This window comes from Marinobacter panjinensis (assembly GCF_005298175.1).
Classification (GTDB): domain Bacteria; phylum Pseudomonadota; class Gammaproteobacteria; order Pseudomonadales; family Oleiphilaceae; genus Marinobacter; species Marinobacter panjinensis.
In genome coordinates this window covers 958,823-981,029 of the sequence record NZ_SZYH01000001.1, presented here as the reverse complement: position 1 = coordinate 981,029, position 22,207 = coordinate 958,823, and the positions used below count along the sequence as shown (strand labels likewise).

Genomic DNA, 22,207 nt, shown 5'->3' with positions numbered 1-22,207 from the left:
CCAACCTCGTGCCAGTCGGACAACAAGAATAAGGCAAGAACAAGCAGAGGAATCACCTGATGAATCGTCGAACTTTTATCCGCAGCACACTCGCAGCCTCCATTGTTGCAGCATCTTTCGGGATGTCTGCACCTGCCCATGCCGAGATTGAGGAAGGCAAACTCCTGGTCTGGATCAACGGTGACAAGGGTTATGATGGCCTGCAGGAAGTGGGCGACTGGTTTACCGAAGAAACCGGTATTCCCGTTGAAGTAGCCCACCCCGACAGCGCCACCGACAAGTTCCAGCAGTCCGCCGCTACCGGTAACGGCCCTGACATCTTTATCTGGGCACACGATCGCTTCGGCGAATGGGCGCAGAGCGGCATCATTTCCGAGATCAAGCCATCACAAAAGGTGGTTGATGCCAATTTCGATTTCACCTGGGATGCGGTGACGGTCGACGGCAAGATGTACGGCTACCCCATGGCCGTCGAGTCCATCGGCCTGATCTACAACAAGGATCTGGTGGCTGAGCCGCCAAAGGCCTTTGAAGACATCCCTGCCATCCACGAAAAACTGGCGGAAGATGGCAAGCGCGCCATTCTGTGGGACTACAACAACACCTACTTCACCTGGCCGATGATCGCCGCGGCCGGTGGCTATATCTTTGCCCAGAACGAAGACGGCAGCTATGACGTCAAGGACACCGGCGTCAATAACGAGGGTGCCATGAAAGGGGCCAATATGCTGGCCACCCTGATTGAAGAAGAGGTAATGCCCCGTGGTGCGGACTACAGCGCCATGGAGTCCGGGTTCAACAAGGGCGAAGTGGCGATGATGATCAACGGCCCCTGGGCCTGGGGCAACCTGAAGAAGAGCGGTATTGATTTCGGTGTTGCCAAGCTGCCTACCGTTGACGGCCAGCCAAGCAAGCCGATGGTGGGCGTAATGGCGGCAACCCTTAACACCGCAAGCCCCAACAAGGATCTGGCGGTGGAGTTCCTGGAGAACTACGCATTGTCCATCAAGGGTCTGAAGATGGTGAACGACGACGTTCCCCTGGGCGCTGTCGCCAATAAGGAATTCATGGACGAGCTGTCGTCGAACCCGAACATTGCCGCAACGTTCGAGAACGCCGAGTTGGGTGAGCCCATGCCAAGTGTTCCCGCCATGGGCGCGTTCTGGTCATCCATGGGCCCGGCTCTGCAGAACATCACCTCGGGCAGACAATCCGTTGAGGATGCCCTGAACTCTGCAGCAAAACGCATTACCCGGTAACACCAAAAATGAAAGTGCCGTCGGCAGTCTTGCCGGCGGCTTTTAACGGGCTGACTACAATGATAACGGAAACCCTGTCCTCCCCCGGAACCGAAAGCAGACTTTCAATGACCCGAATGATTCTGAAGTGGGGCGCCCTGGCTGCGTTGGTGGGAATGGCGCTCTACCTGATACTGGCACTGTATGCCCAGCAGGAGTTCGTGTTCGCGATGCTGTTCCTGGTGCTGACGGCGTCAGCGGTATTTGTCTTCGTCAACAAGAAACTCTACGCCCACCGCTACATTTTTCCGGCCGTCGCGGGTATGGGGCTGTTTGTTATTTTCCCGCTGATGTACACGGTGGGTATTGGTTTTACCAACTACAGTGCCAGCAATTTGCTGAGCTTTGAGCGGGTACAGGAAAACCTGCTGGACCGGACCTATCAGTCCGATTCCGTTCGCTACAACTATGAGCTCTACGATACCGACGCCGGTTACGTGATCTATCTGGAAGGGGAGCATCAGGACCTGGTATCGGCACCGCTGGCCCTGGATGGCTCGGATTCCAGCGCACCGGTATTGCCTGCCTCAGGGAAACCAGCGGGAGAGCCACTGGCAATCCGCGATATCATCCAACTCAGGTCGGAACTGTCGCAACTGGAACTGCTGACCGAGGATGGCCGGGAGTTGAGCATGGCCAGCCTGCGTGCATTCGCCGCGATCAACGACCAGTTCACGCTGCACGACAATGGCAGCATTACCGACAACCAGACTGACGTCACCTACTTCCCGGACCACGACACCGGCTTTTACCGCAGCGCGGACGGCCAGACCCTGTCACCGGGATGGACCGTCAACATCGGCTGGGACAACTACCTGAAAGTGGTGTCTGACCCCAGCATTCGTGGGCCGTTTTTCGAGATTTTCGTGTGGACGCTGTCCTTCGCGGTGGCCACGGTGGTGTTCACCCTGGCACTCGGTCTGCTGCTGGCAAACCTGCTGCAGTGGGACCAGATTCGTGGCAAAGGCTTCTATCGCACCATGCTGATTCTGCCTTATGCAGTGCCTGCGTTCATCTCGATTCTGGTGTTCAAGGGCCTGTTCAATCAGAACTTCGGTGAGATTAACCTGGTGCTGGAAGGCCTGTTCGGGATCCGCCCCGACTGGTTCAGCGACCCGGCCCTGGCCCGGACCATGATCCTGATCGTGAACACCTGGCTTGGCTATCCCTACATGATGCTGCTCACCATGGGGCTGTTACAAGCAATCCCGAGGGATCTCTACGAAGCATCTGTGATGGACGGGGCAGGGCCGGTGAATAACCTGTTCAACATCACTCTGCCGCTAATCATCAAACCGCTGATGCCGCTGCTGATTGCAAGCTTTGCGTTTAATTTCAACAACTTTGTCCTGATCGCCCTGTTGACCGGTGGTGCGCCCGATATTATCGGTGCCAGCACACCTGCAGGCACTACAGACCTGCTGGTGAGCTACACCTACCGTATCGCGTTCCAGGATTCCGGACAGAACTTTGGCCTGGCGGCTGCCATCGCCACTGCCATCTTCCTGGTGGTTGGCGCCCTGTCGCTGATCAACCTCAAACTGTCCAAAGTCAAAGTCTAAGGAGCTACCCATGGCGATGGTTGAACCCCGCTCCACGAAGTATCGCGTATTGGCATCCCATCTCGGGATGCTTGGATTCATCGTGATCATTCTGTTTCCGCTGCTGATGGTGATTTCCATCTCCTTCCGTAGTGGTAACTTTGCCTCCGGCAGCCTGCTGCCGGAGAATCCCTCGCTGGAGCACTGGTATCTGGCGTTTGGCATTCCCTACACCGGTGAAGACGGCACGGTAACCCAGCCGCCATTCCCGGTGCTGCTGTGGCTGTGGAACTCCATCAAGATTGCGGTGGTCTCCGCGGTGCTGATCCTGGCGTTATCCACCACCAGCGCCTATGCCTTCGCCCGCATGCGGTTTGCGGGTAAGGGCTTCGTGCTCAAGTCGATGCTGATCTTCCAGATGTTCCCACCGGTGCTATCCCTGGTGGCGCTGTATGCCCTGTTCGACAAGATAGGCAACCACGTCAGCTGGCTGGGGTTGAATACCCACGGTGCGGTAATCGTTGCATCCCTCGGGGGCATGGCACTGCATATCTGGACCATCAAGGGCTACTTCGATTCCATTGACCGCTCCCTGGAAGAGGCGGCCATCGTCGACGGAGCCACCACCTGGCAGGCGTTCCGTTACATCCTGCTGCCGCTGTCTGTGCCGATTCTGGTGGTGGTGTTCATCCTCGCGTTCATCATGACCATCATGGAATACCCGATGGCGTCTGTGCTGCTGGTGGATACCGACAAACTGACCCTGGCGGTGGGGGCGCAACAGTACCTGTACGAGCAGAACTACCTCTGGGGCGACTTTGCCGCGGCCGCAGTGCTCTCGGGACTGCCCATTACATTGATCTTCCTGTACTGCCAGAAATGGATTGTTGGCGGGCTTACAGCTGGTGGCGTCAAGGGCTGACGCCACCATCCCTTCCGCGAGCATTGCGTCTTCCTTTTCGCACTTCGCGACCCGGTCAGGCTAATCCCCCCCCCTGCTGACCGGGTTTTTTTTTATTTTCGTGATCGCTGGACATTAGCGGCCAGACCCTGGCTAGTTAAACAAAAAAAAGGGGCCGGTACGTGACGAACCGGCCCCTGAAAACGTTCAGTGCAAATCAGAAATCAATGCAGGGCTCACGGTACAGCCGGGGGCAGGCGTTGCCGTCCTGGCGGAACAGATGGCATTTGATGGCGTTGAAGCCCAGGGTGACTTTGGTGCCTTCCTGGACCGGGTCGCTGCCGTCGGTGCGCATGGTGATGACACCGTCCACGCCGTTGACGTCCATGTGGACCAGGGTCTGGTAGCCCAGCCGTTCAACCACAGTGACTTCGCCGTCCATGTACATGTCGGCTTCGTCGCCGGTGGTCAAATGTTCCGGGCGCACGCCAAGGCTGACGGATTCACCGGCAGACAGTTCGTGGCCGTTGATGGCGACTTCCAGGGAGTGTTCGCCTGGCAGGGTCACGGTAACGGACTGGCTGCCGGTTTTCTCAACAGTGCAGTCGATGAAGTTCATCTTCGGAGAGCCGATAAACCCGGCCACAAACCGTGTGGCGGGATAGTGGTACAGCTCCATGGGCCTGCCAACCTGGGCGATGGTGCCGTTGTCCAGGGCGACGATTTTGTCGGCCATGGTCATGGCTTCTACCTGGTCGTGAGTGACGTACACCATGGTGGCGTCCAGGCGCTTGTGCAGGCGTGAGATTTCGATGCGCATCTGTACCCGCAGGGAAGCATCCAGGTTGGATAATGGCTCGTCGAACAGGAATACCGTGGGTTCCCGCACAATGGTGCGGCCAATAGCCACACGCTGGCGCTGCCCGCCAGACAGGTCTTTCGGCTTACGCTCCAGCAGGTTGTCGAGCTGGAGCAGCCTTGCGGCATCGTTAACACGCCGGTCAATTTCGGTCTTGTTGGTCTTGGCCAGTTTGAGGCCGAAGGCCATGTTTTCGGCCACGTTCATGTGGGGGTACAGGGCGTAGGACTGGAACACCATGCCCACTTCACGCTCTTTGGGTGGCAGGTTGTTGACCTTGTCGTTACCAATGTACAGGTCACCGGAGGTGATGTCCTCCAGCCCCGCGATCATGCGTAGCAGGGTGGATTTGCCGCACCCGGACGGGCCGACAAAGACCACAAACTCGCCGTCATCGATATCCAGGTTCACGTTGCGGGTTACCTGGGTTTCGTCAAAACTCTTGCAGATGTTTCGTAGTGTGACGCTGGCCATAATGTGTGTCTTCTTGTTTGATCTATGGAAGCAGGGGGTCAGAGTGATGCAATCTCGACACCCCATGGCTGCAGCTCGAGTTGCCGGCCTTTCCAGGAACCCCCGATAAAGCCCGGGGTGCCTTTGATTGGCTGGCCAGGAGCTGGCGTGGTGATCCGAACTGGCTTGTCGGTCAGGTTCAGGGCCACCAGCAGGGTTTCACCCTCGTAATGTCGGGTGTAAACCAGAGTTTCTTCCGGGCTTTTGAGGAACTCGATATCGCCCTTGAGCAGAACCGGCTGCTGTGCGCGCCATCCAAGAAAGGTACGGTACGCCTGCAGGATGGAATTCTCCTCGTCATGCTGGACCGCAACCGCTGCATTGTAGTGTTCATCATAAACCGGCAGCCAGGGGCGCGCATCGGAGAAACCACCATGGGTTTCCCGGTGGTGCCAGACCATCGGTGTGCGGCAGCCGTCCCGGCCCTTGTATTCGGGCCAGAAGTTGATGCCATAGGGATCAACCAGCTCGTGGTATTCCAGCTCTGCTTCGGTCAGGCCGAGCTCCTCGCCCTGGTAGATACAGATGCTGCCGCGCAGGGTCAGCAGCATTGCCATGTAGGCTTTGAGTTGCTGCGCTGACCGGGCTTCCCAGCGGCTGGCCACACGGGCTACGTCATGGTTGCCTATGGCCCAGCAGGGCCAGCCGTCGGTCAGTTTCTTTTCAATGGAGTCGACCGTCTTCTTGAAAAAATCAGCGCCACGTTGCTCGGTCAGCAGGTCAAAGGAATAGGCCATGTGGAGCTTGTCGCCGCCACCGGTATATTCCGCCATGGTTTCCAGGGAGTTGTCGTCTCCGATTTCTCCCACGGTAGTGGTTCCGGGATACTGGTCAAGCAACGCACGCAGCCGTTGCAGGAAAGCCAGGTTTTCCGGGCGGGTCTTGTCGTATTTGTGGAACTGGTAGGCGTAGGGATTTTCCTTGCGCACACCAATGGACCCTTCGGCAACCGCATTGCTGGGAGGATTGTCCCGCAGCTTCGGGTCATGGAAACAGAAGTTGATGGCGTCGAGACGGAAGCCGTCCACGCCCCGGTCCAGCCAGAACTTCACGTCCGACAGTACCTGATCCACCACTTCGGGGTTGTGGAAGTTCAGGTCCGGCTGGCTGGCCAGGAAATTGTGCAGGTAGTACTGCTTGCGCCGGCTGTCCCAGGCCCAGGCTGAGCCCCCAAAAACCGATAGCCAGTTGTTTGGAGGTGTGCCATCTTTCCTGGCATCCGCCCACACATACCAGTCCGATCTGGGGTTGTCGCGGCTGGAACGGCTTTCGACAAACCATCGGTGCTGGTCCGAGGAGTGGCTCAGAACCTGGTCGATCATGATCTTCAGGTCGCGCTTGTGGGCCTCGGCAATCAGCTCGTCGAAGTCTTCAATCGTACCGAATATCGGGTCTACGTCGCGATAATCTGAAACGTCGTAGCCAAAATCCTTCATGGGGGAGGTAAAGAACGGCGACAACCAGATCGCATCTACGTTCAGGCTTGCGATGTAATCCAGCTTGGCGGTAACCCCGGGCAAATCACCGATACCATCGCCGTTGGAATCGTTGAAGCTGCGTGGATAAACTTGGTAAATGACGGCGCCACGCCACCAGTCCGGGTTTTTGATCATCATGCCTCGCTTAACACCCTGACGGTGAAAGACTGTTATTGTCTGGAACGGAAGAGTTCCGTGGTAATTGCTTTCATGCATAGTGCGATCAAGCAACGGCCCGTTCATCCTCCTGCGGGAGTTTTTGTTGGCGTAGCCGGGGGGATGAGGGGGGCGTAGAGGGGATGAGATGAATAGGAGTACAGAAGGAGAGTGACTGTCCTCCCTGCCGATCCAGTTATCGGCAGGGAGGACAGCCTGGGAGCGGGGTAGTTACTGCCTCCTGGCAGCAAAGGCCAGCACCAGGCTAACGAGCGTAGACCCGACCAGGGCGCCCACAAATGGCTGCAGCGTCGGAATGCCGCCCGGAAAGCTTGCGACTTCCAGACCGGCCATCAGGCTGCCACCGGTGACCCATCCGGGAATAATCGCCCCGGCCAGGCCAGCAAGGCCACCCATTACTGCTGCGGTGGTTGTCATTCGTTTCCAGAGGCCCATCAGCACCGGTATAACGGCCGTGGCGCATAGCAGGTCGGCAATCAGGAACAGCCTCAATACTGAAACACCCTGCAGTGACACAATAACCACTGGGATCATCAGGATGACGGTAATCCACCGTGCCGAGGTAATGGAGAGCCCCTGTCTTTCCGTTACCGCCAGGGACGCCAGGGCGTTTTGCAGGGTATCCACTGATGAGGCCACCAGGGTCAAGGCCAGTACCAGGGCAGGAATGGTCAGCCAGGCGGGCGCCCCGGAGAGCAGAGCAAAGAAGGGAATGGGTGGGGACCCTAGATCCACGCCACTCATGGCGGCGGCAATACCCAGGGCACCCACAGCAGCAACCACGGCGATGGTGATCACGCCACCAAACAGGGCACCCTGGCGCAAGGCTGAGGTGTCCCGTGCCGACCACAGGCGCTGCCAGTAACCCTGGTGAAACAGGTTGGCGGCGGTTACTGCAATCACCAGTGTCAGGGCAACGCTCAGGGCGCTACCGACTGGCGCCGATGGTGCGCTGGCGGTATCCAGTTGCGGCAGCCGTTCCATGGCCACAAACCCGACGATTGCGAGCAACCCGATTAACAGGAACGCCTGCCACTGGTCGGTGACGATGCTGGCCCGCAGACCACCCCAAGCCGTGTAAATCAGCGTGGCGACAGCCACACCCAGCACCGCCACATTGCCGTTGATACCGGAAAGCAGCGAGGTAATGGCACCGATGGCTGTCAGTTCCGCGGTCAGGAAACACAGCATGTAAAGCACGGAGATCAGCGATACGTAGCGGCGAACGGCATTGCCATAGCAGGCCTGGGCGAACTCCCCGATACTGCGGCCCCGGGGAAGGTAGCGGCGAATAGCCGGACCACAGAAAGCAAAGACAATAAACGGCAGCGCCGCACCCAGCGCATAGCCGGCCAGTGCCACTGGCCCTACCAGGGCACCCACTTCCGGTGGCGCAAAGAGTATCCAGCCACCCATGCCAGAGGCCAGGAACGACAACCCCAGAGCCCTGGCGCCCTGGCTGTTACGGGCCGTCACATAGTCGTCCAGGCCGCCATCGGCCAGGCGTGCCCGCATTCCCAGCCAGGTAAAAAGAACCAGGGCAGCCGCGAGGGCGGCGACGGTCGTGTAAAACATAGTGGTGTTCTCCGCCGGTGGTGAAGCCCGGAATAGTGACACAGATCTGCATTGAGTCAATTTTGACAAGCATCAAATGAGTGTCAGGCTTATGCTTTACTGTAGATGGTATTTATCCGGGAAGAATTCTCGGCACAGGAGGTACTTATGAGTAATCGCAAGTCGGAACTTGAGACCCTGCGCGCTGATCTGAAGGCGCGGCTGGCAAAATACGAGGCCCATCAGCACCGGCAGGATGGGGCTCTGGAGAAAGACTCGGAAGAACAGGCCGTCCAGACCCAGAACGACGAGGTGGTGGATTCTCTGGAAACTGAAACCCGCATTGAACTGGCCCAGATAGAACGTGCCCTGGAACGGCTGGCCAATGGGCTGGGGGACGAATGTGAGAGCTGCGGGGAGGAAATAGACCCGCGAAGGTTGCAGGTACTACCCTATACCACGGTATGTGTGAAATGCGCAGACGAATGATCCGGTAAAAAGGAGGCCTGATGTCAGCAGCTGCCAGTTCCGACAATAAACCCGACGGGCTGCCGAAAAGCAGGGTGATCGGGTTGATTCTGGGGCCCCTTTTCCTGCTTATGGTACTGGTCCTCCCGGCTCCGGAAGGGATGGCGTCCGAGGCCTGGGCAGCGCTCGGGCTGATGCTGCTGATGGCAACCTGGTGGTCCACCGAGGCGATTCCCATTCCCGCCACGGCGCTGATACCGATTGTGCTGATCCCGGCGCTGGGCCTGGGTGGTATCAAGGATGCAACAACACCCTACGCCAACCCCATCATCTTCCTGTTTCTCGGTGGATTTACGCTTGGCCTGGCAATGCAGCGGTGGAACCTGCACCGACGGATTGCCTTACTGACACTGCGTGGTGTGGGTGACAAGCCACGGCGCCAGATTGCCGGATTCATGATCGCCACCGCCTTTTTGAGCATGTGGGTCAGCAATACGGCGACATCGATCATGATGCTACCCATTGGTCTTTCGGTGATTGCAATGATGGACTCTCCCAACCCCGAGGGCGTTCGTCGCTATGCCACAGCGTTACTTCTGGCTATTGCTTATTCCGCCAGTATTGGTGGTATTGCCACCCTGATAGGCACTCCGCCCAATGCATTGCTGGCAGCCTATCTGGGTGAGAATCAGGGTATCTCCGTCGGTTTTGCCCAGTGGATGCTGCTGGGGGTGCCTGTGTCGCTGATAATGCTGTCACTGACCTGGTGGTGGCTGACCCGCCAGGATTTCGCGCTGGGTAGTCAGGCCGGCAGTGGCGACATGATCCGGGACGAGCTAAAAGCCCTTGGCGCCTTGCAGAAAGGGGAAAAGCTGGTGGCTCTGGTATTCGCGGTGACAGCAGCGGCCTGGATCTTCCGGCCACTGTTGTCTGATGGGCTGATGCCCTGGCTGAGCGACACCGGCATTGCCATCGCGGCGGCCATCGCCATGTTCCTGATTCCGGTAAACCTGAAAGAGCGGGAATTCGTGCTTGACTGGGAGACCGCCCAGGGGATTCCCTGGGGCGTATTGTTGCTGTTTGGCGGTGGCCTTGCCATGGCAGGAGTGATCAGTAGCTCCGGCCTGGCGGAGTGGATCGCCGAAAGCCTGTCGGTGGCTGGCCATCTGCCCATTCTGGTGATGATTGTCCTGGTCGTGGGGGTTATTATTTTCCTCACCGAGGTCACCAGCAATACCGCTACGGCGGCGGCATTCCTGCCATTGCTCGGGGCACTGGCGATGTCCCAGGAGATGTCGGTTCTGTTGCTGACAGTGCCGGCCGCTATTGCCGCCAGTTGCGCTTTCATGATGCCCGTGGCGACTCCGCCCAACGCCATCGTTTTCTCCAGCGGCCACATGAAGATCCAGGATATGATCAGGGCGGGTTTCGCCCTGAATCTTCTCGGCATTGTAGTGGTGACTGCGCTGAGCTACCTGCTTCTTGGTCTGGTCTTTACGATCTGACCAGGGCCGTTGTACTGTCCCGGTTTCATTCTCCCTGAATCTTGCTCAGCAGGTCCTTGGCCAGTTCGATGGCCTCGGATCTGTGGCTGATATTCTGCTTCTGGTAGAGGCTGCGGATATGGGTCTTGACCGTGGTCGAGGCCACCTTCAGGTGCTCGGCAATCTGGTCATTGGAGAGGCCAGCGTGTATCAGGCTCAGTATCTGCCACTCCCTGCGGGTCAGCGGTGACGTCCGGATCAGTTCGGGCACGTCCGGTCGATCAATGATGTCCTGGATAATGGCCTCATCGAGCGAAATGCGGATGGCACGGCTGAAGTCACGTTGCTGCTGCGCCAGCTGGATCAGGCGTTCCGCCCGCTGCAATTCCATGCCGTCGATAGCTTCATCGTTGATCAGTGCTTTCAGAATCACAATCAGCACCTTACCCATGCGCAGGAAGCTGCCCACCGCACCGGTCGTGCTGGCCAACTGGAGAGCCGTCACCATATGCCTGAGGGCGTTCTCCCGATCGTCGGTATTCCAGTACAGCAATGACAGGGCAATGTGATTGCGGTTCAGATCGGTTTTCAGCCCGACCTGCTCGGCTACGGTCTGCAAGCCGGACAGCAGTGGTTGTGCCTTGCTGTAGAGACCAAGGCTCATGTAGGCCCGGGCCCGGTTGCGGCCGTTACACTGGTTGAAGTGGTTGGTGGCAGTGTCAGGATCCACTGGCGGTGCAATGGTCAGCCAGCGCTGGATGGCGTCATGATCCCGCACAGCATCCCAGTAAGCCAGCATGGTAGCGTGGGCGTTGGCCACCCAGTCCAGGTGATAGTCACCGGAGGCCAGCATTTTCTGGATCTTGGCAATGTAGTCGGCACAAAGGCTCTGGCGGCCCCGGGCGTGGGCTACCTTGGCCAGCGAGGTATAGCTCTGCACGTACCAGCGTTCGCCCTGGGCTTCCAGAATCTCGATGCCTTGCAGGGCGCAGCGCTCGGCGTTCTCCAGATGGTGCCATTCCCACATGATCTGGCTGCGGATCCGGAACAGGAATTCCAGAATCGGAAGGTGGTTGAGGTTGTTTTCCTCAGCATACTGGAAACCACGTTCCTGGATATTATAGGCCTTCTGCAGTAACCCCATGGCCACGCTGATTTCGGATTGCTGGCACAGTGCCCAGATCACGTTCTGGTGGGCCTGGTGGGCCCGCGCAAGGTGCTCGGTTTCCTGCATGCGGGCCAGGGCCTCGTCGAGTTCGCCCTGAACGAACAGGGCTTCCCCGATGACGGAAGCGGCGGCCACCCGGGAGGTGGGCAGGTAGCGAGCCTCCTGGTCGATGGCTTCCTTTGCCAGTGCGAGTGCCCGTTCGCCATCCCCGTAGTTCATGGCTACCTGGGCCCGGATAGCGCTGAATTCACCGTAAACCGCCCGCTGGGTATCCTCGGTCATGGAGGCGGCCAGCCTGCATTCGGCAGCAGACAGCCAGTTTTCAACATCATCAAACTGATACTGGCCCTGGGCCACCCAGGCGCGGAGCAGGGTCAGCGTGGGATCCTGGGCAATGATGTCCTGCGGCAGGGCGTCGAGGCAGCGTTGCAGCAGAATGAACTGGCCTTCGGTAAAAAACTTGCGCCCGTGGAGGGTCAGTACCCGTGTTATCCGTTCCGGGTCGTCTGCCTCAATGGCATGCCGGGCTGCTTCCTCGGCGTGATCCAGCTCCAGCCAGGCATCGCAGGCACGCTGGTGCAGTTGCTGCCTGTTTTCCTCGGTTGTGCAGCTCAGCAGATGTCGCAGGTAGACGGAGAACAGCGGGTGGTAGCGGAACCACAGGGCGGAGTTGTCCACAGGGGTGATAAACAGCCCCATGGCCAGCAGGCTGCTTAGCAATGCCTGGCCGTCGCTGTCATCCATTACCCGCATGACCATTCGCGCGTTAAAACGGTCCAGTATGCTGGTACGCAACAGGAACGTGCGTTGCTGCTCGGTCAGGCCGTGGCCAACCAGCTCATCAAAATAATCAAAGATATGCTGATTGCCGAACTCCAGTTGATCGACAAAATCGTTGAATTCAAGACTGGTCATCGCCGAGGCGGACAACAGCTGAAGCGCTGACACCCAGCCCTCAACCCGCCTTACCGCTCTCTCAATACTCTCACGGGAAATCTCGAACGGCAGCCGGCTGTCGAAATAGTGCTGTGCCTCATCGGCACCAAAGGCCAGGTCGCGGGAGGTGATTTCAGCCATTCGGCCCTGCATGCGGAGCTGGGCAACGCCGATGGGGGGAATAGTCCGGGTAATCAGTACCATCGTCAGGCAGGCCGGCTGATGCCGGAGCAGGAATCGCAACGCATCATGGATGTCCGGGTTGTCGATCAGGTGGTAGTCGTCGAGCACCAGGTAAAGCGGGTCTTCATCCAGCGGTAACTCCGCCAGAAGATCTGTGAGAAAGCTCTCCAGATCTTCGAATCCCCTGTCCTGCAGTTTTCGAAGTGTGGCAGGACAGCTTCCGGGCACTGCCACCTCCAGCGCATTGGCCAGGTAGCCTGCGAATCTCGCGGGGTCATTGTCTCCGACTTCCAGCCGATACCAGGCGGTGTTTGCTTCAAGTGCTCCGAGGCGGTCGGCAACGGTGGTGGTCTTGCCGTAGCCCGCAGGGGCGTGGACGAGTAACAGACTTACCGGCTCAAGACCTTGGAGAAGGTCATTGAATTTTTCCCGGTGCAGTAAGGCCGGAGGGGGTTGAGGGCTCTGATTCTTGGCGACAATGAACGTCAGTTGTCCCGGCTTCAGTGTTGTTGTCATCAGGATCTTCAGTAATGGGTGTCAGACAATGGCATTGGATGTGATACCGGCTTTCAACTTCGGCGTCAACTTATCTCTGGTGTGTTTGGGCGGGCATGAACCAGTTCTCAAAACCGGCAGAGAGGGCCCCATCTGCAGCGGCAGATTTGAGGCACAGTTATCTTTAAGGGAGTAGCGATTTCGGTATCTTACCGTAACAAGATGTAACTCGGAAAACGTCATGTCTAATAATAACAGGGACTTCGTCTGACCATGCTGCTGGTACTCGCCGGATCCATCCTCACGTTCGCCATGGCCCAGGAGGCAGTCATTGTTGAGCCTTATCAGCAGGGCACTATCGTGATTGAACAGGATTTCGACACCAGCCCCATTGAGCTGAGAACCGACACACGAGTGGAGCCGCTGGTAGAGCAGCAATTCCGCAACATTGTGCGGCAAGCCTATGACTACAGCTGTGGCAGCGCGGCATTGACCACCGTACTCAATTTTTACCTGGGCAGAAACCTCGGGGAGCGGCAGGTTATGGAGGGTTTGCTTCATTATGGAGAAAGCGAGCGTATCGTTCAGCGGCGAGCCTTCTCCATGCTTGATATGAAGCGCCTGGTGACCGCCCTGGGTTATCCGTCCGGGGGCTTCCGCGCCACCATTGATGATCTGATTGACCTGGACCACCCGGCGATCGTCCCCATCCAGCATGCGGGCTTCAAGCATTTTGTGGTGCTGAGAACCATCCGGGACGGTCGCGTATACCTGGCTGACCCGGCGGTCGGCAACATTTCTTTTACGCTTGCCCAGTTCGAGGAAAAGTGGGACGACAATGTGCTTTTCATTGTCTTCCCCGGCAGCGACAAACCGCTGGATTACCTTGAGTTGAAGGAAGAGGATCTGCGGTTTGTGGACGACCAGACAATGACATTGCTGGCGCTTCAGAAGATTCCCGAGTTTCACGAGTCAACGGAACGCCGGATCCGGAACATGCTGGAACGCCAGAAAAACAATCCGGACGGCAGTGTCGAGAATACCAGAAAGCAGCTGTTCTACCGTCGCAATTAACGTGCAGGGCGCAACGCCCCGTACAGGAACCATTACAAGTAAAATAAGGGAGTCAGGATGAATCGTTGGTTAGTGCGAGGTTTTATCCTTTTTTCCGTGACTGGCCTTTACTCAACCACGGCTCTGTCGCAGGAAGGAAACGTAGACCAGGCCAGGGAAGCGCTTGCAAAACAAGAGGGTGACGAAGATTCCTCGAAACAGCTGGAGGAGGTTTTCCAGTCAGCGGAGACCAGCTATTCGTTGCAGAAAAAGGGCACTCACGCGCTCAATTACTCCTTCGATTACTCCTACACCGGCGACCAACGCCTGGACCTGGCGATTACCGACGGCTCCGTTCGTAATCTGGATGTTGTGCCCTCTGCCACACACAGCTTCACCAATGCCTTCTCCTACGATTTTGGTTTGCTGGACAACCTGACAGTGGGTACCCGCATTCCGCTGGTGGTCAAGCATGACACCCAGGATGAACTCAGCGTTTACGATGTGGGTGACATATCCGCCACGGCTCGCTGGCAACCCTTCTCCTATGTGCCAGGGAAGATGTCCACCACGGTTTTCGGGACGTTCACGTCCAAGACTGGCGTCAGTCCCTATGAAATCGATATCGACGAACAGCTATCCACCGGTAGTGGTTATTACTCTCTGGCGGCGGGTGTCAGTGCTTCGAAGGTACTGGACCCGGTGGTGGTGTTCGGCTCCGTCAGTTCAACCTACAACATTCCGGAAACCGACCTGCAGCAGGTAAGGGGCGCTCGGGTACTGGAAGAGATCGAGCCGGGCTTTGGTCTCTCTGCATCTGGCGGCTTCGCCTACTCACTGTCTTACGACATTTCGCTCAGCATCTCGGCGCAACTGAGTTACAGCGACGAAACCATACTTTCCTTCAGTGATGGTTCCCAGGCCGTTGCCCAGGACCAGATGAGCGGCTTTCTCAGCATGTCGCTCGGCACCCGTGTGAGTGACACCACCATTGTGAATACCAGTCTTGGTATCGGCCTGACCGAAGACGCACCGGATTTCTCGCTGGGCGTGTCCCTGCCCATCAGATTTTCAGGTCTCAAAGAGTGAATCCAGCCTCTGACGTTTTACGGGAAGGGAAGATTTCATGGGTATAACCAGCCACAAGAAACGGATTGCCGGTGCCATCATAGCAGCCTCGGTGACCTGTGGTGTCGAGGCTCAGCTGGCACAGAACCTGACCATCCACCCCAAGGCCCTGGCATTGGGGAATGCGGTGACTGCGGATCCACCCGGAATGATGGCGATCCATTACAACCCTGCGGGATTGACCAGGCTGGAAGGTCGCCAGCTAGAAGTAAATCTGATGAGTGTTTACCTGGATGTCGATGCTGACTTTCACGCTCCTGAGGGCTATGAAATATTTGGCATCGATGGCCTCGAGACAGATCCGCTGACAGGTGAGCAACGGGACCCTGTTGCCAACAGTCACAGCCATTCCAATACCCTGGCGCTCTACATTCCCGGCTTCGGACTTCTACGCGCTCCCCCGGGCCCGGCGCTTGTGCCCTCCGGGGGGATCAGTATCAATCCTCCGGGTTCAAAACTGACCTTTGCTAACGCATTTTATATGCCTTTTGCGGCCGGCTATTACCGTGATAAAGAAGATCCCGGTCGATATATGCCTCAGGCACAGACGCTTCAACGAACGACGTACCTGTCGCCGTCCGTTGGCTACAAGATAAATGAAGAGTGGTCAGTGGGTGCGGGTATTCATCTGTCACACATGGGCATGGCCGTAGACCAGTACATGCGGGCACCCAACATGCTTCTGGGGGTGGCCGAGGTACTGCAGGATGCCTTTAACTGTGAAAGTGGCGATGAGCCTCTCCAGCCCTGGCTTGCCTTATGTGGTGGCAATGTCGGCCCCTGGGATGATATCGGCGCGCTCAGTATCAATGTCCAGGAAACCCTGTCGCCAACGTATGCCTTGGGCGTGATGTGGGAACCTAATGACTGGTTTACCTGGGGCGCAAGCTATACCTCCGAAGCGGACATGAATCTCAAAGGTACCTTCGAGATCGAGTATACCGACGACTGGTCCGGCTTCTGGCAGAGCGTCAATGGCTCGGTACTCGGTGCTATCACATCGGCGATCCTGAGCTTGCCTTCGGGTGCACCAAGAGAAGCGGGCAACGTTTCGCTGGACTTGACCTATCCCCAGCACTTCCAGACCGGTATCAGTGTGGATGTGCATCCCAAGCTGACCGTCAACGTGGATGTGGGCTGGACCGATTACAAACAGTGGGATGCATTCGTGTTTCGGTTTGACCGCAACCTGGAATTCCTCAATGCGGCGAGAATTCTGTCGCCGGATAATGCCACGCCAAACACTTTGCGGTTACCGCTCGGTTTTACCGACCAGTGGAACTGGGGTTTTGGTCTGGAATTTCACGCCTCATCCCGTCTGGATCTCCGTGCGGGTGTGGAAATTCGCGACTCAGTTATTCCAGACGATCAGCGGCAGATTCTGGCGCCCTTCGGGGGGGCTAATTTATACAGTGTCGGGATGGGCTATCGTTGGGACAAGGACACTGAGATCGACATGAACCTGAGCTACCTGCAGTCCATTGAAACCATTCCGGCCAATGGCAGTTGTAACCTTAACTGTGACAATATAACCAATATCATCTATAACCCGTACGCGGGTCTGGATGTAAAAACCTCGCTTAGGGTAGTGATGGCGGGCCTCAGCTTCCGCACCAAATTCTGAGGCGAAAACCTCAGCAAACAGGGTGATCAGCCCCATGCGTAAATGCCATTTGTTGGTTGTTACCTGTCTGGTCGTCGCCATGGCAGGATGCCAGTCCTCTGGTCCTGACTCGTCAGCAGGCCGCGAGGGTTATTTTACCTGGGTCGATGAGCAGGGCCGGGTACGGCATACGCCGATACCGAAAGCTGCCGTCGATGGCGACGAGGAAGGTGAAGGGCAAGGCAATACCCGCGAGGATTCAGCGTCAGAAGAGGTCGACGATGAATTCAACCTGGAGAACTACCCTGACGGCAATCAGCTGGAAAAAGACGGTTATATCCGCCCGGGCGAACCCCAGCCCTATTTCACCTGGCGGGATGCCGAAGGTAACTTCCGTGTCAGCTACTACCAGCCGGATACCCGATCCGCCGTCGAAAAGGGGCGTATCAAACCGCCGGTTCAGCTGACCCAGGCGAGCATACACCAGCCAGGAGAGGAATCCGGGGGCACCGGCCTGCCAGAGGGCGCTGATCCCGAAGCCATGGCGGTGCTGGCCATGGAGCCGGACACTGAATCCTTCTTTGCGCAATGGTCCCGTGAGTGTTGCCGCAACCTGGACAAGACAGAGACGGAGGAGTGGCAGCAGGGAAGGGAGTTTGGCATTGATATGGACGAAACAGCGCCCGTGCACTCGTTCAGTACCGGTGACAGCCCGTATCGTCTGGTAAGATTACCATCAGAGGAAACGCACAACGATTTTATTCTTCACCTCAGGTCGTTTGCCAACGACGGGGTTTTTGTTCCCTCCGTTGCCTTTCTGGATGCGTCCTTTGAACCATCCCGTATCGTAACCGATCTGGTTGTGGAGTATGTGCCGGAATCCTGGCACAGTCTCGGCTATCTCCAAGCCTATATACCGGTATTTCCCGCCCGGGGCGAGCGCTGGATGGTTATCTTCACGCGCGACGACGATCTGGCGGGGCAAACCGTTTTCGAGGGAAAATACGGGCCTGAGGCGATTCCTCACACCCGTACCGGCGAGCTGGGCCTTTCAAGGGAAGGCGAGTAGGCGGGAGACTAGTCTTCGGGCTTACTCAGATCCAGCCATTGCTGCGACAGCCAGTAAAAGCTGCCATCCGGCGCCGGATGGGTGCAGTTGTAGCGGAAACGGCGACTGTTGAAACTGTCAGGGGCCTTAAGCATGACCTGGTCCCCGGAAACCTCAAAATCCACACGCCCTTGTCCAGACGCAAAGCAGGTCAGCCGGCCTGTGCTTATGGATTCCGGGACGGTGAACGACAGTGTTGGTGGGTTCTCTTCGATAACGCCATCAGGAAGTTCGTTGGCATCGACCGGTAGCGCCTTGCTACGAAGTTTGTTCTCAAGGCTGTTGAGCTGCCCGTAGGCATTGGCCATAGGAAACCGGGGCAGGCGGGTGGCGCCGGATGTGGCGCCGATGGCACCGGACTGCTGGCCGTAGCCAAGCCATCCACGCTCCGTGATCTTGCCCTCAAGGGCTTCGTCAAATTCTCCGTAGGGGTAGGCGAACATCGGAACGTCAATGCCAAGCCTGTCTGCGAGGGTTTCCTGCGCGGTGTCCAGGCTGCTTTCCACGCGCTGCGCCCAGGCGGCCTTGCTTTCATCCGGGCGCCTCGCCAGGTGGCCGTGGTCTTCGCTGTGGTTGGCGATGGTCACGCTGTCTTTGTCACGCACCTCCGCAAGTTGATCCCAGGTCATGTAACCATGACTGCCTATGGCATTGGTATTCACAAATATCGTGTAAGGGTAACCCCGCTTATCGAGCTCCGGTATAGCGCTGGAATAGACGGATTCGTAGGCATCATCAAAGGTGATGGCAAGCTGTTTGCGATCATGCAGCTTGCCGTTTAGAGCCGCGCGGGTTCCGGACTCCAGGGGCACAACCTCGATTCCCAGCTCATCGATCATGTCCATCTGGCCCTCGAACAGAGAGACTGAGGTGCTGGTGGATGGCGGTGTGGAATCACTGACATGATGATACTGGAGCACCACGAGATCGGCTTTCGCGCTCAGGGCAAAGCCGGCAAGCGATGCCATCAGAAGTGATCGGGTCATCATTTGTTTTATCATTGTGTCGTCCTCTGTGATCCAGGTAGTCGCAAACGTCAGGTCCTGAAATGGGCCTTCAACACAGAAAAAGCCTGGTTGAGGTGTTGAATGGCTTCGGTTTCACCGCCACGGTCCGGATGGGCATGCATCACCGCCCTGCGAAACCTTTGTTTCACCTCTTCAAAGCCTGTCGGAATGCTATCAAAGCCAAGGGTGGCAGCGGCTTCCCGGGTTTCTGTAAGTTCCGGCCGATACCCGCTGCGTCCGGCCCAGAAGTCGTCCATCATCCGGTTTATGGATTCTTCGGGCATCTCGTATTTGGACAGGTCCAGGTAGAAGTGTCTCAGCTCGTCCGCCTGGTCGGGCATCCCCGTACCGGCCACAATGGTGCTGGGCCGGAGCTGGATGGCCAGGGGCGAAATGCTCAGCGTCTCCCCGCCAGGGGCAAGCTGGTCACGGAGACGGTAAAGCACGTGGAACAGCAAAAAATGCACCGGATAGAGTTTATCCGGCTCCGCGAAATTTACGCTGCCAATTAACTCCCAGGGCGCTCTCTGCAGTGTCTTGATGAGCCCTAGCTCATTCATTCCGGCAGGGTTCTGCCGGAGTATGCGTTCGGTCGCAACCAACAGATGCTGAATCTGGAAATTCAGTTTGTCGTTCTGTGGGTCGGAACGGGGCGTTTGGGTGGTATGTGCTGCCGTATCAGGTTGATTCATTCCGTTATGGTAGGTGACGGAGCGCCGTTACGGAAGAGGGGGTCAAGCCGCAACCCGTTGAGAAACAGGTTGGTGGCAAACAGGGTGGCCTTTCTGGCTTCGGCCTCAGCCTCGTCGGGATTGCTGTGGGCACGATGGGCAAGGCGCAGGCTGAGCTCGTAGCCGACGCCGAAAAAGGCTGCGCACAGGTATTCCTGGTCAAGGTCCGGCAGCAGGCCCTGCTCGACTGCGCCTTTTACGTCTTCTTCAAGTGAAACCATCGTGAGCCCGAGAATGTCTGAGCCGAACAGTTCCCGAATCGCACGGTCGTTGTGGTGGGCGAGCTCATACACCAGGGGGTCGCTGGCGGTGGCTTTGAACAGTGCAAAATAGGCAGAGTAAATGAATTCATCTGCCGACCCGGCAGCCTGCCTGTTTTCGGTAAGATTATGATTGAGCCGGGCAAGAAAATCCGTCAACAGGGCCGCGAAGATGTCCTGCTTGCTGGAAAAATAATTGTAGAAGGTTCCGGCAGCCAGACCGGTACGGCGTACGATATCGCGGATGGTGGAATTGTCGTAGCCACGCTCCCGGAAACACTCTCGGGCCGCACCCAGTATGGCCTTGCGGTTACGAATACGGTTGAATTCCCGCTTGCCGGGGGTTTCCTTTTTTGTCTCTGACATATCCATGTCTGTATCCTGTCCCTGGAACATTTGCACGCGTATAATCCGACGCTCACTGACCCTATGAACGACGTTTATCTATGTCCGAAGCAATCACTGCCAACTCTGAAGCTGCCCTGACCTCTGAAGCAGAGCGCAGGCAGAAACTGGAATTCAATAAGCTGCAGAAGCGCCTGCGCCGCGAAATGGGGCAGGCAATTGCTGATTTCTCGATGATTGAAGCCGGCGATAAAGTCATGTGCTGCCTGTCGGGCGGCAAGGACTCTTACGCCATGCTCGATATTCTGCTGAACCTGCAGAAAAGCGCGCCGGTGCGCTTTGAACTGATCGCCGTGAACCTGGACCAGAAACAACCGGGGTTCCCGGAGGAAGTGCTCCCGGAGTATCTGTCGGCACTCGGTATCGAGTATCACATTATCGAGAAGGACACTTACAGTATTGTTAAGGAAAAAGTGCCGGAAGGGAAGACCACCTGCGGACTTTGTTCCCGTCTACGTCGCGGAATTCTTTATAATTTTGCGGAAGAACACGGTGTTACAAAGATTGCGCTGGGGCATCACCGGGATGATCTGCTGGAAACCCTGTTCCTGAATATGTTCTACGGTGGCAAGCTCAAGTCCATGCCGCCGGTGCTACACAGTGATGACGGCCGCAATACGGTTATCCGGCCACTGGCGTACAGCCGTGAGAAAGACATAGCCCGCTATGCCAGATTGCGAGAGTTCCCGATCATTCCGTGCAACCTCTGTGGCTCTCAGGAAAACCTGCAACGACAGGTGATCAAGGATATGTTCCAGACCTGGGACAAGCAGCACCCGGGACGGCTGGAGGCCATGTTCCGCGCCATCTGCAATGTGGAGCCATCCCACCTTGCTGATACCGCTCTTTACGATTTTCGTGAGGGTTCCCGGCGCCCGCACGGCGGTCAGGCGGTCGGGACCGTTGAGCCGGAAGCCCCGGATTTCGGGCGTCTGGACGTACTCAATATCTGACTAATGCATCATCGCGGTGATCGGCAGCGTCCAGACCCCGAAGCCAATCAGCAGCAACCCGGCAAACTGCCGGAAATGCCTCTGTTCCCGAAGTTTGCGAATCCAGGTGGCGGCGTACCCGGTTGCCAGCATGGAGGGCAGGGTGCCCAGGCCAAAAAACATCATGGTGGCAGCGGCACTGCCCACGGTTGGCTGCAAGGCTGCCCACCCCAGCGTACTGTAGACTAGGCCGCACGGTAACCAGCCCCAGAGCGCTCCCAGCGCCAACGCCTGCCGAACGTGGTGTACCGGCAGCACATGTTTGGTAAGTGGAGAGAGGCGTTTCCAGATCGGCGCGCCGACGCGTTCCACATAGCGGATGCCCTGCCACCACTGCCCCATGGAAAGCCCCATCAGAATAAGCAGTATGCCCGCCAGAGTTCGCAGAACCGGCCCCAATTGCGTCCAGTTGCCAGCCGCACTGGTGCTGAGCAGGGCAATCAGCGCCGCAATCAGTGTATAGCTGCCAATACGGCCACCGTTGAAGGCCAACAGCAGGAAGGTCTGGCGAAGGCGGAACCCCTTGCCGACGGGCAGGGCCATGGAGAGAGAAGCGCTGATTCCGCCACACATACTCAGGCAATGGGTGCTGCCCAGCAGTCCGATCAGGAAGGCACTGGAATAACTCAGGTAAAGTTCTTCACCCATCAGGAGGTCTGGTCTTCTCCGGATTCCTTCCCGGGCTGCTTTGCGTCGTCCGGAATCTTGTCCTTGTCGTCATCATAGAGGATGCGATGCGCCGGCCCGTCCAGATCATCATACTGGCCGTTCTTTACGGCCCAGGAAAACAGAACAATGCCAAGGGCTACGAGTACCAGCATGACCGGAACCAGGATCATTACGATTTTCACGGCGCTACCTCAAG

19 protein-coding genes are annotated in these 22,207 nt (G+C 57.4%); 10 read left to right on the top strand and 9 right to left on the bottom strand.

What is annotated here, in order from left to right; all coding sequences use genetic code 11:
• Nucleotides 1-59: 59 nt before the first annotated feature.
• From malE to malG, 3 genes are all read left to right on the top strand, one after another.
• Nucleotides 60-1,259 carry a maltose/maltodextrin ABC transporter substrate-binding protein MalE gene (gene malE / locus FDP08_RS04440; RefSeq protein WP_137434810.1) on the top strand — a complete coding sequence of 400 codons (1,200 nt, stop codon included), beginning with the start codon at nucleotides 60-62 and terminating at the stop codon, nucleotides 1,257-1,259.
• A gap of 107 nt (nucleotides 1,260-1,366) precedes the next feature.
• A complete protein-coding gene (malF, locus tag FDP08_RS04435) occupies nucleotides 1,367-2,860 on the top strand; it encodes a maltose ABC transporter permease MalF (protein WP_137434809.1) in 1,494 nt (497 codons plus the stop codon).
• A 10-nt stretch (nucleotides 2,861-2,870) separates the two neighbouring features.
• The gene (malG, locus tag FDP08_RS04430; RefSeq protein ID WP_137434808.1) at nucleotides 2,871-3,761 is read left to right on the top strand and encodes a maltose ABC transporter permease MalG; all 891 of its coding nucleotides are present in this window, start codon (nucleotides 2,871-2,873) and stop codon (nucleotides 3,759-3,761) included.
• Nucleotides 3,762-3,957: 196 nt separating this feature from the next.
• Here malG and malK read toward each other — a convergent pair whose 3' ends face one another.
• The 3 genes from malK to FDP08_RS04415 all read right to left on the bottom strand — a co-directional run bounded on the left by malK (nucleotide 3,958) and on the right by FDP08_RS04415 (nucleotide 8,342).
• Complete coding sequence (gene malK / locus FDP08_RS04425) at nucleotides 3,958-5,073, bottom strand: maltose/maltodextrin ABC transporter ATP-binding protein MalK (protein ID WP_137434807.1); 1,116 nt, start codon at nucleotides 5,071-5,073, stop codon at nucleotides 3,958-3,960.
• 38 nt (nucleotides 5,074-5,111) lie between these two features.
• Nucleotides 5,112-6,728, bottom strand: a complete 1,617-nt coding sequence (locus FDP08_RS04420) for an alpha-glucosidase family protein (protein WP_427901838.1) — start codon at nucleotides 6,726-6,728, stop codon at nucleotides 5,112-5,114.
• A 249-nt stretch (nucleotides 6,729-6,977) separates the two neighbouring features.
• Nucleotides 6,978-8,342, bottom strand: coding sequence for a sodium:solute symporter family transporter (locus tag FDP08_RS04415; protein ID WP_137434806.1), 1,365 nt, complete (start codon nucleotides 8,340-8,342; stop codon nucleotides 6,978-6,980).
• A 147-nt stretch (nucleotides 8,343-8,489) separates the two neighbouring features.
• On the opposite strand from FDP08_RS04415, the gene FDP08_RS04410 reads away from it, so the two are divergent.
• Both FDP08_RS04410 and FDP08_RS04405 read left to right on the top strand, forming a co-directional pair.
• On the top strand, nucleotides 8,490-8,810 hold the full coding sequence (locus tag FDP08_RS04410) for a TraR/DksA family transcriptional regulator (RefSeq protein ID WP_137434805.1): 321 nt from the start codon (nucleotides 8,490-8,492) through the stop codon (nucleotides 8,808-8,810).
• A gap of 20 nt (nucleotides 8,811-8,830) precedes the next feature.
• A complete protein-coding gene (locus FDP08_RS04405; protein WP_137434804.1) occupies nucleotides 8,831-10,294 on the top strand; it encodes an SLC13 family permease in 1,464 nt (487 codons plus the stop codon).
• Nucleotides 10,295-10,319: 25 nt separating this feature from the next.
• Here the strand turns inward: FDP08_RS04405 and malT are convergent, their stop codons facing one another.
• Complete coding sequence (gene malT, locus FDP08_RS04400) at nucleotides 10,320-13,076, bottom strand: HTH-type transcriptional regulator MalT (RefSeq protein ID WP_137434803.1); 2,757 nt, start codon at nucleotides 13,074-13,076, stop codon at nucleotides 10,320-10,322.
• A gap of 252 nt (nucleotides 13,077-13,328) precedes the next feature.
• Between malT and FDP08_RS04395 the strand changes: the two genes are divergently transcribed.
• Genes FDP08_RS04395 through FDP08_RS04380 form a run of 4 tightly spaced genes read left to right on the top strand, consistent with a single transcriptional unit; the run spans nucleotide 13,329 to nucleotide 17,908 of the window.
• Complete coding sequence (locus FDP08_RS04395) at nucleotides 13,329-14,129, top strand: C39 family peptidase (RefSeq protein ID WP_137434802.1); 801 nt, start codon at nucleotides 13,329-13,331, stop codon at nucleotides 14,127-14,129.
• Nucleotides 14,130-14,186: 57 nt separating this feature from the next.
• Nucleotides 14,187-15,197, top strand: coding sequence for a transporter (locus tag FDP08_RS04390; protein ID WP_137434801.1), 1,011 nt, complete (start codon nucleotides 14,187-14,189; stop codon nucleotides 15,195-15,197).
• A 37-nt stretch (nucleotides 15,198-15,234) separates the two neighbouring features.
• Nucleotides 15,235-16,860 carry an OmpP1/FadL family transporter gene (locus FDP08_RS04385; RefSeq protein WP_137434800.1) on the top strand — a complete coding sequence of 542 codons (1,626 nt, stop codon included), beginning with the start codon at nucleotides 15,235-15,237 and terminating at the stop codon, nucleotides 16,858-16,860.
• A gap of 34 nt (nucleotides 16,861-16,894) precedes the next feature.
• Nucleotides 16,895-17,908: a MalM family protein gene (locus FDP08_RS04380; RefSeq protein ID WP_137434799.1), complete on the top strand. Its 1,014-nt coding sequence runs from the start codon at nucleotides 16,895-16,897 to the stop codon at nucleotides 17,906-17,908.
• Nucleotides 17,909-17,916: 8 nt separating this feature from the next.
• On the opposite strand, the gene FDP08_RS04375 is transcribed toward FDP08_RS04380, so the two are convergent.
• From FDP08_RS04375 to FDP08_RS04365, 3 genes are read right to left on the bottom strand one after another with little or no spacing between them, the layout of a single operon-like run.
• Nucleotides 17,917-18,933 carry a polysaccharide deacetylase family protein gene (locus FDP08_RS04375; protein WP_427901850.1) on the bottom strand — a complete coding sequence of 339 codons (1,017 nt, stop codon included), beginning with the start codon at nucleotides 18,931-18,933 and terminating at the stop codon, nucleotides 17,917-17,919.
• A gap of 50 nt (nucleotides 18,934-18,983) precedes the next feature.
• Complete coding sequence (locus tag FDP08_RS04370) at nucleotides 18,984-19,646, bottom strand: DNA-J related domain-containing protein (RefSeq protein ID WP_137434797.1); 663 nt, start codon at nucleotides 19,644-19,646, stop codon at nucleotides 18,984-18,986.
• Entirely contained in the window at nucleotides 19,643-20,311 is a 669-nt protein-coding gene (locus FDP08_RS04365; protein WP_228263232.1) for a TetR/AcrR family transcriptional regulator, read from the bottom strand. The genes FDP08_RS04370 and FDP08_RS04365 overlap by 4 nt, the downstream gene beginning before the upstream one ends.
• An 80-nt stretch (nucleotides 20,312-20,391) precedes the next feature.
• Here FDP08_RS04365 and ttcA point away from each other — a divergent pair, with 80 nt between their 5' ends.
• Nucleotides 20,392-21,303 carry a tRNA 2-thiocytidine(32) synthetase TtcA gene (ttcA, locus tag FDP08_RS04360; protein WP_137434795.1) on the top strand — a complete coding sequence of 304 codons (912 nt, stop codon included), beginning with the start codon at nucleotides 20,392-20,394 and terminating at the stop codon, nucleotides 21,301-21,303.
• Here ttcA and FDP08_RS04355 read toward each other — a convergent pair whose 3' ends face one another.
• Nucleotides 21,304-21,990, bottom strand: a complete 687-nt coding sequence (locus FDP08_RS04355) for a sulfite exporter TauE/SafE family protein (RefSeq protein WP_137434794.1) — start codon at nucleotides 21,988-21,990, stop codon at nucleotides 21,304-21,306. It abuts the gene before it with no gap.
• Nucleotides 21,990-22,181: a cbb3-type cytochrome oxidase assembly protein CcoS gene (gene ccoS / locus FDP08_RS04350; RefSeq protein ID WP_282562523.1), complete on the bottom strand. Its 192-nt coding sequence runs from the start codon at nucleotides 22,179-22,181 to the stop codon at nucleotides 21,990-21,992. Before ccoS ends, FDP08_RS04355 begins: the two co-directional genes overlap by 1 nt.
• Between the last annotated feature and the right edge of the window lie 26 nt (nucleotides 22,182-22,207).